The organism is Paenibacillus sacheonensis, from assembly GCF_009909195.1.
Classification (GTDB): Bacteria; Bacillota; Bacilli; order Paenibacillales; family Paenibacillaceae; genus Paenibacillus_Z; species Paenibacillus_Z sacheonensis.
Genome location: NZ_JAAAMU010000008.1, coordinates 186,741 through 200,427, shown reverse-complemented (window position 1 = coordinate 200,427; position 13,687 = coordinate 186,741). Strand labels below are relative to the sequence as shown.

At 52.2% G+C, this 13,687-nt stretch carries 16 protein-coding genes and 1 pseudogene; 13 read left to right on the top strand and 4 right to left on the bottom strand.

The genetic code is table 11. The features are described from left to right. Position 1: 1 nt before the first annotated feature. Complete coding sequence (gene yycI / locus GT003_RS17455; protein WP_161700082.1) at positions 2 to 727, top strand: two-component system regulatory protein YycI; 726 nt, start codon at positions 2 to 4, stop codon at positions 725 to 727. Between the two features lie 71 nt (positions 728 to 798). Beyond that, positions 799 to 1,605 carry an MBL fold metallo-hydrolase gene (locus GT003_RS17450; RefSeq protein WP_161700080.1) on the top strand — a complete coding sequence of 269 codons (807 nt, stop codon included), beginning with the start codon at positions 799 to 801 and terminating at the stop codon, positions 1,603 to 1,605. On the opposite strand, the gene GT003_RS17445 is transcribed toward GT003_RS17450, so the two are convergent. After that, the gene (locus tag GT003_RS17445; protein WP_161700078.1) at positions 1,574 to 1,795 is read right to left on the bottom strand and encodes a hypothetical protein; all 222 of its coding nucleotides are present in this window, start codon (positions 1,793 to 1,795) and stop codon (positions 1,574 to 1,576) included. The genes GT003_RS17450 and GT003_RS17445 overlap by 32 nt on opposite strands. A gap of 204 nt (positions 1,796 to 1,999) precedes the next feature. Between GT003_RS17445 and GT003_RS17440 the strand changes: the two genes are divergently transcribed. The 4 genes from GT003_RS17440 to GT003_RS17425 all read left to right on the top strand — a co-directional run bounded on the left by GT003_RS17440 (position 2,000) and on the right by GT003_RS17425 (position 4,848). Beyond that, positions 2,000 to 3,439 carry a S1C family serine protease gene (locus GT003_RS17440; protein ID WP_161700075.1) on the top strand — a complete coding sequence of 480 codons (1,440 nt, stop codon included), beginning with the start codon at positions 2,000 to 2,002 and terminating at the stop codon, positions 3,437 to 3,439. Between the two features lie 155 nt (positions 3,440 to 3,594). Next, positions 3,595 to 3,768: a CxxH/CxxC protein gene (locus tag GT003_RS17435; protein ID WP_161700073.1), complete on the top strand. Its 174-nt coding sequence runs from the start codon at positions 3,595 to 3,597 to the stop codon at positions 3,766 to 3,768. A gap of 3 nt (positions 3,769 to 3,771) precedes the next feature. After that, positions 3,772 to 4,251 (top strand): 23S rRNA (pseudouridine(1915)-N(3))-methyltransferase RlmH, encoded by a 480-nt coding sequence (gene rlmH, locus GT003_RS17430; RefSeq protein WP_161700071.1) that lies wholly within the window; start codon positions 3,772 to 3,774, stop codon positions 4,249 to 4,251. Between the two features lie 432 nt (positions 4,252 to 4,683). Beyond that, positions 4,684 to 4,848: an AraC family transcriptional regulator gene (locus GT003_RS17425; RefSeq protein WP_161700069.1), complete on the top strand. Its 165-nt coding sequence runs from the start codon at positions 4,684 to 4,686 to the stop codon at positions 4,846 to 4,848. A gap of 106 nt (positions 4,849 to 4,954) precedes the next feature. On the opposite strand, the gene GT003_RS17420 is transcribed toward GT003_RS17425, so the two are convergent. After that, positions 4,955 to 5,941, bottom strand: a complete 987-nt coding sequence (locus tag GT003_RS17420) for an aldo/keto reductase (RefSeq protein WP_161700067.1) — start codon at positions 5,939 to 5,941, stop codon at positions 4,955 to 4,957. Between the two features lie 179 nt (positions 5,942 to 6,120). Between GT003_RS17420 and GT003_RS17415 the strand changes: the two genes are divergently transcribed. Next, positions 6,121 to 7,092, top strand: coding sequence for an AraC family transcriptional regulator (locus GT003_RS17415; protein ID WP_161700065.1), 972 nt, complete (start codon positions 6,121 to 6,123; stop codon positions 7,090 to 7,092). A 155-nt stretch (positions 7,093 to 7,247) separates the two neighbouring features. On the opposite strand, the gene GT003_RS17410 is transcribed toward GT003_RS17415, so the two are convergent. Then, positions 7,248 to 7,886: a restriction endonuclease subunit S gene (locus GT003_RS17410; RefSeq protein WP_161700063.1), complete on the bottom strand. Its 639-nt coding sequence runs from the start codon at positions 7,884 to 7,886 to the stop codon at positions 7,248 to 7,250. A gap of 105 nt (positions 7,887 to 7,991) precedes the next feature. On the opposite strand from GT003_RS17410, the gene GT003_RS17405 reads away from it, so the two are divergent. From GT003_RS17405 to GT003_RS17385, 5 genes and pseudogenes are all read left to right on the top strand, one after another. Then, positions 7,992 to 9,293, top strand: a complete 1,302-nt coding sequence (locus GT003_RS17405) for an NAD(P)/FAD-dependent oxidoreductase (protein WP_161700061.1) — start codon at positions 7,992 to 7,994, stop codon at positions 9,291 to 9,293. Continuing rightward, positions 9,271 to 10,134, top strand: coding sequence for an RNA polymerase sigma factor SigJ (sigJ, locus tag GT003_RS17400; RefSeq protein WP_161700215.1), 864 nt, complete (start codon positions 9,271 to 9,273; stop codon positions 10,132 to 10,134). The genes GT003_RS17405 and sigJ overlap by 23 nt, the downstream gene beginning before the upstream one ends. A 240-nt stretch (positions 10,135 to 10,374) precedes the next feature. After that, positions 10,375 to 10,653, top strand: a pseudogene (locus GT003_RS17395) (helix-turn-helix transcriptional regulator); the annotation flags it as partial. Positions 10,654 to 10,865: 212 nt separating this feature from the next. After that, the gene (locus tag GT003_RS17390; RefSeq protein ID WP_161700059.1) at positions 10,866 to 11,168 is read left to right on the top strand and encodes a putative quinol monooxygenase; all 303 of its coding nucleotides are present in this window, start codon (positions 10,866 to 10,868) and stop codon (positions 11,166 to 11,168) included. 51 nt (positions 11,169 to 11,219) lie between these two features. Continuing rightward, positions 11,220 to 11,645, top strand: a complete 426-nt coding sequence (locus GT003_RS17385; RefSeq protein WP_161700057.1) for a DUF6157 family protein — start codon at positions 11,220 to 11,222, stop codon at positions 11,643 to 11,645. A 207-nt stretch (positions 11,646 to 11,852) separates the two neighbouring features. Here the strand turns inward: GT003_RS17385 and GT003_RS17380 are convergent, their stop codons facing one another. After that, positions 11,853 to 12,782: a ketopantoate reductase family protein gene (locus tag GT003_RS17380; RefSeq protein ID WP_161700055.1), complete on the bottom strand. Its 930-nt coding sequence runs from the start codon at positions 12,780 to 12,782 to the stop codon at positions 11,853 to 11,855. Positions 12,783 to 12,930: 148 nt separating this feature from the next. Here GT003_RS17380 and GT003_RS17375 point away from each other — a divergent pair, with 148 nt between their 5' ends. After that, positions 12,931 to 13,521, top strand: a complete 591-nt coding sequence (locus tag GT003_RS17375) for a TetR/AcrR family transcriptional regulator (protein WP_161700052.1) — start codon at positions 12,931 to 12,933, stop codon at positions 13,519 to 13,521. Positions 13,522 to 13,687 lie beyond the last annotated feature (166 nt).

Genomic DNA, 13,687 nt, shown 5'->3' with positions numbered 1-13,687 from the left:
AATGGACTGGGGCAGGGCGAAGAGTGTGCTGATCATCGCGTTCTTGCTGCTGAATCTCGTGCTTGGCTACCAGCTCTGGTCCAATATCCGGGAGGGGCTGAACTCGAGCGCGGACGTAAGCGATTTGCGGCCGGAGACGCAGCAGATCATGAAAGAGAAGCGAATCAAGATCGGGACGAGCATCCCGTCGGAGACGCCGGAGCTGAAGGATTTAACTTTCCGGGTCCAGACGAAGCTGGGACAGGGCGTACGTCATGAGCTCGCGAAGCCGGTGGACAGCAAGGTAGTGTACACGGACAAGAAGGAATTTCAGGCGAGTCTAGGGAGCATTATTCCGGACTTGGATCAATATACGTTCGGCGAGGACCGCGACAGCGAGTTCGTCTTCTATCGGATGGTCGACGGTCGCCCGATGTTCGACGTGAAGCTTGAGCTCTTCTACAGCAACTTGAAAATCGTCGCCTATAAGCAGGATCTCATCGAGCTGCTGCCCTCGGGGAAAGCGGCGCCGCAGTCGGTGCTGCCGGCGACGAAGGTGGTCTCGAGCTTGATCGAGAACAAGAACCTCATGCACAATGGCGCGGTGATCAAAGAAATCACGCTCGGCTATCACGGGCAGATTTTCAACTCGGATATCCAGGTTTCCGCGCCTACGTGGCGTGTGCTGCTGGAGGATGGCGGACAGTATTATATGAATGCCATCAGCGGAGAAGTGGTAACGGAATAAGCGGATTTACGGGAGGCTGCTCGCGGGAATGGGCCGGCGGGCGGCAGTGGGAAAGGACAGGTTTGGGGAACATGGGAATGCGATTTACGGTACTGGGAAGCGGTTCGACGGGGAATGCGACGGTCGTGAAGGGGCAGGACGCCACGGTGCTGGTCGATGCGGGCTTGAGTGCCAAACGGCTCGATGAGCTGATGCGGGAGCAGGGCGTGTCCGGTCATGAGATCGACGCGATCGTGGTGACGCACGAGCATTCCGATCACATTAAGGGTTTGGGTGCCTTTGCTCGAAAATTCAACGTTCCGATCTATGCCAACGAGGCCACCTGGGCTGCGCTGGAGCGGCATGTTGGCCAGCTTGGCGACGAGCTGCGGGTCGTCTTCGAGACGGGGGAGAGCTTGGATTTCGGCATGCTGCGGGCGACTTCGTATGCGATCTCGCATGATGCGGCCGAGCCGGTCGGTTATGTGTTCGAGGAAGACGGGCTGAAGCTGAGCCTCGCGACCGATCTCGGTTACGTCAGCGATAAGGTCCGGCTGATGATAGAGGATTCCGACGTACTCGTGCTAGAGTCGAATCATGACGTGAACATGCTGCGCATGGGGCGCTACCCCTGGAACATCAAGCGGCGTATCCTGAGCGATGTCGGGCATTTGTCGAATGAGGCGGCGGGGGAAGCGCTCTGCCAGCTGATGACGGACCGGACGAAGCGGGTCTACCTGGCTCACCTGAGCCTGGACCACAATTTGATTGATTTGGCGAGAATGACGGTGAATGAAGTACTGGAGAGCAATGGGTTCTTCTTCAAACGGGATGAGCATCCGCTGCGAGAAACGTATCATGACCGGCCTACGGCATGGGATGAAGTGAGGCGGAAATAAGCTCGTCCAGCTCGGAGTCGAGCGATTGGATCTTCCGCTCCAGCTCGTCCGGGGCGATGATCCCCTTGTCGATGAGCAGCTCCGCGACGGCACTGATCGTCAGCAACGTGCGGTAATGGTCTTCCTTCAGGTCAGCCAGCTTGGCGGCGAGATTGAGCTGTTCGAGCGCGATGGCGGCTTTGTGGGCCATGGGGTTGTCCTCCTTTGGGAATGGAAGATAAGAGCGGCGGGGTGCGCCGCAAGCGGTTCTGCCTGTTGGATGATCCGAGCGGGAGTTACCTCCGCTAGCGGTTCATCCTATCTATTACCATTGTAGTCCAATCTACCGATATCATTCCTAGATTCGTAAAATAATGTTCTTGATGTCCCCGGGCGTCGAGAGGAGCGATTATAGATGAGCTTATTCGATGATGATTTTTACTCGACGCGGATATCGCGGCGGGCGCGCGTGACGTTCCAGGCACAGAAGGACGCCGCGTTCAAGCGACGCGGCATGCGTTGGACGCCGCTGAAGGTGGCGATGACCTCGTCGGTCATCAGCGCGGCTGCGGTGGTAATCGTGTTCGCGCTCTTCACCGGATTCGATCACAGCGACAGCACGGTTAGCGCGGTGGCCGGCGTGACGAAGGTGGGGCTGAACGACAATAATCCGCTGGAGAAAACGATCTCCGCGGCGGCAAAGGTAAGACCTGCCGTCGTGAGCATTATCAACGAGCAGGCACTACCCGATGGCGCGGCGCAGGGCTCCGGGGATGGTTCCGGGCTGGAGCAGGCCGCGCTGGGGTCCGGGTTTATTTTCGAGAAAGTGAAAGGCAAGGCGCATATTCTGACGAACAATCACGTCATTGCGGACGCGGTGGCCGTGAAAGCCGTGCTCAGCAATGGGGACACGCGCGATGCGAAAATCATCGGCAAGGATGAGATCACCGATCTTGCGGTGCTCGAAATCGATGACCGCGGCATCAATACGGTGGCATCGTTCGGGGAATCCGATGATTTGCGCGCAGGGCAATGGGTCATGGCCATCGGCAATCCGCTCGGGCTCAGCGATTCGCTGTCCATGGGGATCGTCAGCAAGACGAAACGGATCATCCCCGTGTCGCTCAGTCAGGACGGCAACTACGACTGGGAGCAGGAAGTCATCCAGATCGACGCGTCGATTAACCAAGGCAACAGCGGCGGCCCCTTGATCGATCTCGACGGCAATGTCGTCGGCATCAACAGCATGAAGATCGCGGATTACGGCGTAGAAGGCGTCGGCTTCGCGATTCCCTCCCACGAAGCGCTTCCGATCGTGAAGAGTTTGCTGGAATACGGCAAAGTGAAACGACCGTACCTGGGCGTATATACGATGGATTTGGCGCAGTATTTTGCCCAACAGTCCGCAGCGGGGGATGATAGCGTCGGCAGCAGCCCTGATGGGGGCGGCAGCAGCGATGACAACGGCAGCAATGGCAGTGATGCGGAAGGCAAGGATGACGGCGCAGCAACCGAGGGCCCGAGAGCGGAAGCGCCAGGAACCGGCGAGGATGGCTCGCTGCCTGACATGGGAGACGACGATACCATTGTCGTGCCGCGAAGCGACCTGAAGCTTCCTGCCGATGTGCAGGATGGCGTTATCGTCCTCCAGGCGGTTGGACCGGCTCAGGAAGCGGGTCTGGCGTTCAACGACGTCATCGTAAAGCTGGATAGTCAGTCGATTGCCAGCACGATGGATCTGCGCCAGTACCTGTACGGCAAGAAGAAGATCGGCGATGACATCAAAGTCACCTTCTACCGCGACGGGCAGAAGCACACGGCTACGTTTAAGCTGGAGGAGAAGACGGAAGACTAAGCAGTATCATCAGGCAGGCGGATCAGCTCGTGCAGCGCCCGGAATCGGGAACTGCGTTTGACGAGCTGATTTTTTCGCGTAAAATGGGCAGTAGCGGTAGTAGGTTAGACGAACGACGGACGAAAAACAGAGTTGAAGCTGGAGGATATTTATTCATGTATTGTGTATGCAAAGAGCATGTGGAATTGGCAATCGATAAGTTCGTGGACGAGTTCGAGGACGCGCCCGATATCGTGGATCTCGTGAAGACGAAATTTGCGGAGTGGGAAGCGCCGGCGACCTGCGAGATGGGGCAGTGCGACCACATCGCGGAATATTTGGTGGTATAGCGGATGCATATTCAGATCGCTGCCGTCGGGAAGCTGAAGGAGAAGTACCTCGTGCTCGGGATTGCCGAATACGCAAAGCGTCTCGGCCCCTACGTGAAGCTCACGCTCACGGAGGTGGCCGACGAGCGGGCGCCCGAGACGATGAGCGCCGCCGAGGAGGCCCAGGTCCGCGAGCGCGAGGGCGAGCGGCTGCTCGCGCAGATCAAGCCGGACGCGCATGTCGTCGCGCTGGCGCTGGACGGGGAGCTCTGGTCGAGCGAGGACCTCGCCGGCCAGCTCGATTCGTTAGCCACGTACGGGCGGAGCCACGTGGCTTTTGTCATTGGCGGGAGCACCGGCCTCGCGCCCGCCGTGCTTCGGCGCGCCCAGCAGAGGCTCAGCTTCGGGCGCATGACCTTGCCGCACCAGCTGATGCGGCTCGTGCTGCTGGAGCAGGTGTACCGGGCGGTCAAGATTAACCGGGGAGAACCCTACCATAAGTAGGGCAAAATTTGTGGTTGTAACAAGGAACCTCTTCGAAAAAGTCGGAGAGGTTCCTTGTTAAAATGGAAAGCCGGTTGGTTATCTGATATATATTCCGCTAAGTGATGTTGATGTCCGCTCCAGTCTCCCAGGCTTCCCAGGTTGCTAGACGGTCAGCATAGATGCCACGCACCATAGGTAAGACTTCCGAGCCGAGCGCAAATCGTAGTGGGGGTCAATAACGCCGAGTTCGCCAGCCTACTTCAGAAAACTGTTTATATATGATATCCCGTTGCTGTTCTTCATTTCGGTAGTCATAGGAAATTTCCTGCTCCGAATAAAATCCGAGGAGGATATCGGTTTTGTTGTCGTACGCATTTAGCATGACCGTCTTGCCCGGCTCATTGTACATCCGTGACTGGCAAATCCGCCTTGCTTCAAACGTTGCACGCAATGAATTTCAAAGAGCGCTCATTTTCCGGTCTGAACGACCCGTATTATTTCAGCAAGGTATTCAAGAAACACATTGGCGTTTCCCCACTTCAATACCGACCCAGGGAAGCCTTCGCTGATCTATTGCATCTGTTCCGTGGTAGCGATCTCGATTGGTACATATGACTTTGCTTAATCAAACTAGGCTTTCTTGCCCGTTAGCGTGAATAAGGCAGCCGATTTTGGAGGTCGGCTGCCTTTAACGTATCTGGTTATATGGTGAGTTCCATCCTTAAAGGTTGAGGCTGTTCATCGCGGCTTCGGGATAACGCAAGCCAGAGGCTGTTCCTCGGGGAGCCACTTCGTCGATGCGCACCAAGTCTGCTGCTGTCAACTCGACTGCAAGCGAGCCTACGTTCTCCTCCAGGTACTTGATCCTCTTTGTACCAGGAATTGGCACAATATCTTGTCCCTGCGCCAGCAACCATGCAAGCGCCAGCTGTGACGGCTCGCAGCCCTTATCGGCGGCCAGCTCGGAGACCCGCTCGACGAGATCCAGATTGCGCTGGAAGTTTTCTCCTTGGAAGCGTGGGGAGAATCGGCGGTAATCATCCTCCGCCAGATCCTCGAATTTGCGAATCTGTCCTGTCAGAAATCCGCGGCCGAGCGGGCTGTACGGCACGAAGCCGATGCCGAGCTCCCGACATACAGCCAAGATGCCGTCCTCGACGTCGCGGCTCCATAGCGAATACTCCGTCTGAAGCGCGGCAATTGAATGTACGGCTGCCGCACGGCGAATGGTAGCCGGAGCGGCCTCGGACAGGCCAAGGTATCGTACCTTCCCTTCGCGTACCAACTCGGCCATCGCGCCGACCGTCTCTTCGATCGGCGTGTTCGGATCGACTCTGTGCAGATAGTACAGATCGATATAGTCGACGCCGAGACGACGCAGGCTCGCTTCGCAAGCGGCCTTGACGTATTCCGGGCGACCGTTAATACCTAGGTACTTTCCGTCCTCGCTGCGCATGTTGCCGAATTTGGTCGCCAATACTACCTTATCGCGGCGTCCCTTGACTGCTTTGCCGACCAGCTCTTCATTTTTGCCGACGCCATACATATCCGCTGTATCCAATAGATTGATGCCCAGTTCCAATGCACGATCGATCGTGCGCAGTGATTCCTCGTCGTCCCTACCGCTGTAAAAGTCGGACATGCCCATGCAGCCAAGCCCGAGCGCAGATACTACAAGGCCACTCTTACCTAACGTTCTTCTTTTCATAATTGGTTTCGCCTCTCTATACCCGTAATTTGATCTACGCCTTTATTATGCGACGATGGGTGCCTAACCGGGTAGCCGGTTTGTATCAAGTTATTGCCTAATCCTCTCAAGCGAACAGTCGCCTCCCCGATCGGTGCTATAATGAACTTACCAAAGGGGATAAAGAATGGAGGGGGAAAATGTCGCATCCGCAGTTCACGTCGGCGCTGTCAGGCGCCGATCAGGACGGGCACTCGTTCGATGGTGGACATAAGTCAGTTGACCAGCTTGCTGAGTTGGGCAGGTTAATCGAGCGTCATACGGGCAGAGACGGGATGTTCGGAACATCCGTGCCATCGCTGCATCTGATTCGCAGCTCAAAAACCACACTGCCGGTCAATACAGTTTATGAGCCAGCAATCGTCATCGTAGCTCGTGGCACGAAGATTGTTATGCTGGGAGAAGATAGCTTTACCTATGGTCCCTCCTCGCATTTTGTTGTATCGGTCGATCTGCCGGTCACATCGCGGCTTATTCAAGCTTCTCCCGAAGCGCCTTATTTGTGTATGCGGCTTGGACTGGATCCCGCTCAGGTACTGGAAATGACGCAAGGCGCGGATGCGGAGGATGGCAGAGAGGCGAAACGGGGCGCCTTCGTCGACTGGACGAGTCCCGAGCTTCTGGACGCAGCAGTTCGGCTCGTTCGGCTGCTGGATACGCCTGGCGACATTCCTCATCTGGCGCCGCTGGTCGTCCGCGAGATCTATTACCGGATAATGAAGGGAAGCCAAGGTGGAGCCTTTAAGCAGCTTGCCCTAGCTGGCAGCGGTACTAGCCGGATCGCCAGTGTCATCGCCCGCATCAAGCTTGATTATGCCCAGCCGCTTCATATCGACGAACTCGCAAGAATGGTTCATATGGGTCCCTCGTCGCTTCATCGTCACTTCAAGGAAGTGACTGCCCTGAGCCCGCTGCAGTACCTAAAACGGATTCGCCTTCAGGAGGCGCGCCGTCTGCTATTAGCCGAATCCCTCGATGCAGCTGACGCAGCTTATCGTGTCGGCTACGAGAGCGCCACACAATTCAGCCGCGAATACGCTAGGCTGTTTGGTCTCCCGCCGATCAGTGACATCAAAAGGCTGCGGGAAGAGACGGTGCAGGAAATCGATTGAGTTCTTGTCGTCACATTGATCCATGGATATGTATAAGCTGGCGGCGGCAGGGCCGCCATTCTTTTTCGCCGATAGACCCGTTAAGGTGAACCGTACCATAAGTGACGGCGAAAAATTAAAAGGAAGGGCCATTGCTTTGGGCTGTTCTGTATTCGCTACGTAAGTTGCTCTGCCACTGATTCTGCCGTCGCTACCGTGACTTGCCCGTTCATCAGAAGCGGGAGTAGAAAGTTGCGGAGCGCGGTAAGCTCAAAGTTTTCTTGCTCGCTACTTTTCACTTTTTCTATTATTGATATTATCTCGTCCGAGTATCGAAGCGCCAAATTTTCAGGCGGCATTGCAAAGCTATACTTTTCAAGCTCACCCTCCCAGTTTACATAGGGTTGCTGCGACTTTCCTGACTGATTTACGGCATATGCGATCTTCTCGTCCGAGTTAACCACTTGATATACAAAAGGCATCAATTTCGGCTCTTTTGTACGCATTACAATAGTTGTCGAGCGCGTGATTCCGACTTGTGATGAGATACAAAGCCGGTGAAAATGGACACGCATTGCGTCTAAAAGAATATTATTTTTTTGATACAGGATTAAGCTGCTTTTTGCTTCTTCATGCGACTGCCCGCCATAGAAACTCATTCTACGCATTGGGATATCGTCTAATGGAGTGTAATACAATTCTTGCAGACGTTCGCCAGGTCTCGTGCCTGCAGCAATGTTATTTACTACATCAGAAAGCGAGTTTACATTCCAACCCTTCGGAATCTCCCGCTTCAACCGTGCATTGTATTTCATTGGACCACCGGAGGATCGGTATGGATTTTCATTTTTTTTGCGTAACTGTCACACTTCACAACCCTTCCCCGTCATACAGGTAAAATTGCGAAGGGATGATGAACGATGCAAAAGGTTGATGTAGTCGTTGTTGGCGGAGGAATTGCAGGTCTAACCGCGGCCATTTACGCAGCCAAAGCAGGGAAACAAACGGTAGTCATCGAGAAACAGGAACGATTAGGCGGCCGTGCCATTTCCAACAAGAAGAAGCGAGCGTACTTCAATCTGGGCGCGCACTCCTTGTATAAGGGGGATGCGTACGCGACGTTCCGGGAGCTAGGGTTGACCTTGCAAGGCAAGCAGCCTTCGGCTTTCGCTTACGGTGTATGGAAAGGGAAGTTAAGCGCCTTGCCTTCGGATATGAAATCGTTGTTCACGACCCCGCTGTTGTCCTGGAAAGGAAAGATGGAGTTCGCTTCGTGCCTGATGAAGCTCATGAAAGCAGATACTCACCCGTTCGACAGGATCAGTATCCGCGAATGGGTCGAAGGGAATCTGCGGGATCCGATGGTGCGCAATATCTTCTATTCGTTGCTTCGTGCCGCCAGTTACGTGGTCGGGCCGGATTTGCCGGCGGCCGGTCCTGTATTGAAGCAGCTACAGAATGCTCTGAAAGGCGCGCTGTATCTGGATCGCGGTTGGGGCGCATTGGTCGAGGAGTTGCGGACGAAGGCGGCCGACCTCGGCGTGCGGCTATTAACCAATACCAAAGTCTCGTCCGTCGATATCCGCGGCGGGATCGTGCGGCAGGTTCTCTGCGAAGACGGAACGAAGATCAATACGCGCCATGTCATCCTCGCCACGCCGCCTGCCGTCGCGAATGACTTGGTGCCCTTCGCGGAGAATACCGCTCTTCGTACCTGGAAAGAACAAGCGATTGAGGTCAACGCGGCCTGCCTGGACGTAGCCTTGAACCGACTTCCCAAGCCGAAGCAGCAATTTGCTTACGGTATCGATCAGACCGTGCTTTTCAGCAATTATTCGCGCGCGGCTTACCTTAGCGACGATGGCGCGCAAGTCATATCGCTCATTAAGTACCAAGGGAAAGACACGGACGCTGATAAGGATTTGCACGAACTTGAAGGCGTGCTCGATCTGATGCAGCCGGGATGGCGGGACGAATTGATCGTCAAGCAATACCTTCCGAGGATGACGGTTTGCCACGACTTTATGCATCTCAAACGTCTTGAGAATCCCGGACCTGCCGTCCCGGAAATACAAGGATTGTATGTAGCAGGAGAATGGGCGTCGCACGGTGAAGTATTGGTCGATGCTGCGACGGCAAGCGCCAAAAGAGCCGTACAACATATGCTCTCCCTCGAGGATAAGGAGAGGAATGCCCAGTATGAGCACAGAGGAGTTATATAAGCGTTATAAAACAGAGCTGTTCTCGTTAGCCTATCGGATGCTCGGCAGCGTTATGGACGCAGAGGACATCGTACAGGATGCTTTTATAAGCTACGACGGTCTATCCGACACCGGGACGATCCGAAACGAAAGGGCCTTTCTATACAAAATCGTGACGAACCGTTGTCTCGATCTGCTGCGCTCATCCGCCAAAAAACGGGAAATGTACGTCGGTCCTTGGCTTCCGGAGCCCCTGCTTGAAAGGGGGGCTTCGGACAACGATCCATCCAGTAAGTATTTGAGGTCTGAGTCCATTTCCACGGCTTATCTGCTACTGCTGCAGCAACTGAGCGCAACGGAAAGGGCCGTTTTTCTTCTTCGGGAGATTTTTCATTATTCGTTTGAAGAGATCGCCGATATCGTCGGAAAAAGCAGCGCGAACTGCCGGCAAATTTGCCATCGTGCCAAGAAAAGCATCCATTTCGATCCGGACCAGCAACCGTCGGTCTCCATTGCCGAGGAGAAAGTGAAAGAGTTCGTGAAATCGCTGTTGCAAGGAAATACGACGAAGCTTCTTGAACTGGTTAGTGAGAATATAGTATTCTACTCGGACGGCGGAGGCAAAGTAAGCGCGGCGCAAGTGCCGGTCTTCGGGTTTGAGAGAGTACTGAAGCTTCATGAAAATATGATCAATAGGCATGCGGGTAAATTTACGTATTCATTCCTCATGGTGAATGGGCTCCCCGGAATCCGCCTTCAATTGGATCAAGGGATTCAATACGTGTATTCTTTTGCTTATCGAGATCATAAGATCGATGCGATCTATAACGTCGCCAATCCGGAAAAGTTAAGGCATCTGTAGAATCACTACTTAAAGCTCGAAAGGAGTTGACGAGGCACTCCTTTCGTTTTTTTTTGCCGTTTTGACCGTTAAGCTGAACCGTACCATAAGTGACGGCGAAAATTGCTTCTGAATTACTTCAGTCTAATCGCGGCTCAAGATAGATTGGAATAACTGACCGTATTTGTCAGTGATGCATGATTATAATTAATAGGAGTTCGGAGTTAATTCGGCACGCTTCTTGGAAAGAAGGCTTAGTCGATGACGAAATCGGACAATATGTTATCGATTCTCTGGATGCTGCGCTCAGGCAAGCGGATGACCGCGAAGCAGTTGGCGGAAGAGCTCGAGATTCACGTGCGGGCCGTCTATCGCTGTATCGATTCTCTGTGCGCCAGCGAGGTTCCAATCCTTGCGGATTCGGGCCCAAACGGCGGCTATAGCATCCTGAGCCGGTTTACCGATTCCCCGCTCTTCTTCGATATCGAGGAGCAGAAGGCGTTGATCCATGCCTCGATATTTGCTAAGGAGGCTGGCCACGCGCTCGTGGAGCGTAAGCCCGAAGAGGCCGTGTTCCAGTTAGAACATTCGATGTTGCAGACGTATGTACCTTATTTTTTGATGGCGTACAGCACAGCCTTGCAGATTGAGTCGGAGCTGCTTGTCGGGAAGATGGTGGAGGCAAACGCTCGAATGCTTGCGCATTACGAAGCCATGTTGGCAAATTCCACAAGAAGAAAGGAAGATGAACGATGAGCAAGTACGCCATGTTCGGAAAATTAACGGCTCACGAGGGGAAACGGGAAGAGCTCGCGGAGATGATGCTGGCATCCAGCGCGACATTGAACGATATGGAGGGCTGCATCTATTATATCCTGCATGCGGCTGAAGACGATCCTAACGATCTTTGGATTACGGAGCTCTGGGAGAGCCAGGAGTTTCATGCCGCGTCCTTGCGAAACGAGAAAGTGCTCGAGCTGATCGGGCGTTGCCGGCATTTAATCGCAGGGGGCAGTGCCGTAAAGGTTCGGCCTCTCGGAGGAAAAGGATTTTAATTAAATCGACGTGTTTGGAGCGGTGCTAGACCTGATTCAGGAGGAATGAGGATGGACTGGAATTACTATGATACGTTCATTACCGTTGCCGCGGATTGCCCCTCAGAGACCGGAATGAAGCCTTTGGACAAGAAAAACGGAAAAACAAAGCCGGGTATCGAGTTTGAGTTACTCGCGAATAATCCGTATGGCTATACGCAGGAAGAGCTCCTGTACATCGTGCATACCCGGCACAAAAACATTCCGGAGGAGGAGTTAGCCGAGAGAGGCGACCAGATTCGAGACGAGTTTTTTATGAAACCGAAACCATGCTTAAGAGCATCGATGCTCCCGAAAAAATACGGATGGGGCATTCATTTCAATGCGGAGGGGAAAATCGCGATCGTTCCGGTGGAATCCCCAGAATATAGGCGGTTCGTGGAAGGGGACTGTGGAAATGTGAAGCTGCTCGCCGCTATGAGAAACAAGAAGAAGTGAGTGCAATCACATACAGGTTCAGTAGACATTACGCTGTCGAAGAACAAGCGCTCAATAAACAACAAGAGGTGGCAGCCGGTGCGTTAACCGGCAGTTGTATCGTGGATAATGGCTTCATGTTCTTCATCGGATATAATCGGCTCATCACTCTTGCCTCGTCTTCGCTTGTTTCTCCAGTTCTCATAGCGGTTATCATCGAAGGCTTCTTTAAATTTCTTTTGCATATTCAGTATTTTCAAATGCTATCGTATGACGTGTCAAAGGTATGCTTACCTTTTTTGCTTCTCTCACAACTTCAAGAACCGCAAAACCTGCTTTACTATTGTTATATTCCACAAAAAGTCGCGGTAAGCTGCCTTTTGCAAAAATAACCTTGTTAAAAAGTGTGCCGAGAAGTCCAGGTGGAATTTTAGTCAGCAGGAGAGAAATGGCATCAAGCTTTGCACCTCTTGCTTTAAGTACAGGAATCAATTCCCTCATATTCAACCCAACATTGGAAAATGAATCATTATGGTTCATGAGCGCTGAAAAACTTCCCCGTTTTAACACCTCGGCTTCCATCGCTGCATTCATGGCAAAGTGATTCCATAGCCAGTTTTGCATATCCTTTTTCCAACTAATTTTAAAATGGGCACTTTCAAATAGTTCTCTGACCTTGTTGTTAATATGCTCAGTGCCTGCCCGTGGTTTTTCTAGAAATACCATTTTCAAAAAGCCGCCCCTAAGCTTATTGTCCGCTATGCCGCCCCCTGCTCCGGGGAAGCCAAAGACAACATTGTTCATAGACAATGGTGCGATCGATGATTTCAAATCTTGCCAAATGTTATTGAATATGAGGATAGGGGCATTTCCTGCAGCAGTTGATAGGAATTGTGCTGCTCCTGGAAGTTGTTCCGTGTTGACGCTCACAATAATGAGATCATAATTTGGAAGGATCTCCTCATGCAGTTTAATGTTCCAGCTTTCTTTTATTAGCTTTTTCCCTTTTCGAGCGTCCCACATTTCAAGCTTTATACTGCTTCCGAAGGTTTCTTTCCTCCCCTTTCTAACGTAAAAGTCAACTGTATGCCCCGCCTGTTCGAAAGCCCACGCATATTGGGTCGATATTACACCTCTACCGAAGAATAAAATTTTCATGTTAGACTCCCCCAAAGAGTTGATAATCCTTATTGATGATCAAACAACGTGTTGTATGATAATATTGTATGGATTCACTATACGGTCATCAACCATCAGATTTTTAATATCTGTCGGATCATCAATTGAACCGGAAATGGAGGGAATTATGAACAAGCAGCCTGAAATTACAGACAAAACCAGGCAGACCTTTATAAATGCGTTCTGTGATTTATATAGCCAAAAGCCAATTGAAAAAATATCTATTCAAGAGATTGCCAACAAGTCAGGATATAACCGCAGTACATTTTATCAATACTTTACAGATATTTATGAGTTGCTGAACTACGTTGAAGAGAAGGTTTTGAAATCCATTAACGAGGAAATGGCAAGCAGGGAGCTTTCTGCGCATACTTTCCAAGATGCGCTTCAATGCTTGGAAAGTACAGAAGATATTTCTGTCTTAAAAGCCCTCCTAGGTGACTATGGTTCTGTTCATTTTGTTGAACGCCTAAAAAGAGAAATTCCCTTTGAGAGATTGATTGTAAATCTTCCAACAAATGATATCTTAGCGCCATACCTGATTGAGTTTTACATATCAACATTACTATCTTTGTTTCGCCTTTGGATACGCAACGGCAAAGATTTATCGTCCGAAGAATTGGTCAAGCTGATAGATAGCCTATTCGCAAATGGGATAAAGCCGTTTCATATCTTTGGCACCGTTCAGGCGGACGCCTCCCACAACGGGATGTGTTGATGGTGCCAGGTTGCGGCTATAAGTGACATTCGGCTCTCAATTCAATACGTTCAAAGGATGGGCGGCCGCAGGGCCGCACTTTGTTTTCGCCGATAGACCCGTTACGCTGAACCCTACCACAAGTAACGGCGAAAAATTTCGTGACAAATACATAAGTAACGCGGAA

Coding starts and splice junctions, on each gene's coding strand:
- yycI (WP_161700082.1), top strand. CDS start 2: ATGGACTGGGGCAGGGCGAAGAGTGTGCTGATCATCGCGTTCTTGCTG.
- GT003_RS17450 (WP_161700080.1), top strand. CDS start 799: ATGGGAATGCGATTTACGGTACTGGGAAGCGGTTCGACGGGGAATGCG.
- GT003_RS17445 (WP_161700078.1), bottom strand. CDS start 1,795: ATGGCCCACAAAGCCGCCATCGCGCTCGAACAGCTCAATCTCGCCGCC.
- GT003_RS17440 (WP_161700075.1), top strand. CDS start 2,000: ATGAGCTTATTCGATGATGATTTTTACTCGACGCGGATATCGCGGCGG.
- GT003_RS17435 (WP_161700073.1), top strand. CDS start 3,595: ATGTATTGTGTATGCAAAGAGCATGTGGAATTGGCAATCGATAAGTTC.
- rlmH (WP_161700071.1), top strand. CDS start 3,772: ATGCATATTCAGATCGCTGCCGTCGGGAAGCTGAAGGAGAAGTACCTC.
- GT003_RS17425 (WP_161700069.1), top strand. CDS start 4,684: ATGAATTTCAAAGAGCGCTCATTTTCCGGTCTGAACGACCCGTATTAT.
- GT003_RS17420 (WP_161700067.1), bottom strand. CDS start 5,941: ATGAAAAGAAGAACGTTAGGTAAGAGTGGCCTTGTAGTATCTGCGCTC.
- GT003_RS17415 (WP_161700065.1), top strand. CDS start 6,121: ATGTCGCATCCGCAGTTCACGTCGGCGCTGTCAGGCGCCGATCAGGAC.
- GT003_RS17410 (WP_161700063.1), bottom strand. CDS start 7,886: ATGAAATACAATGCACGGTTGAAGCGGGAGATTCCGAAGGGTTGGAAT.
- GT003_RS17405 (WP_161700061.1), top strand. CDS start 7,992: ATGCAAAAGGTTGATGTAGTCGTTGTTGGCGGAGGAATTGCAGGTCTA.
- sigJ (WP_161700215.1), top strand. CDS start 9,271: ATGAGCACAGAGGAGTTATATAAGCGTTATAAAACAGAGCTGTTCTCG.
- GT003_RS17390 (WP_161700059.1), top strand. CDS start 10,866: ATGAGCAAGTACGCCATGTTCGGAAAATTAACGGCTCACGAGGGGAAA.
- GT003_RS17385 (WP_161700057.1), top strand. CDS start 11,220: ATGGACTGGAATTACTATGATACGTTCATTACCGTTGCCGCGGATTGC.
- GT003_RS17380 (WP_161700055.1), bottom strand. CDS start 12,782: ATGAAAATTTTATTCTTCGGTAGAGGTGTAATATCGACCCAATATGCG.
- GT003_RS17375 (WP_161700052.1), top strand. CDS start 12,931: ATGAACAAGCAGCCTGAAATTACAGACAAAACCAGGCAGACCTTTATA.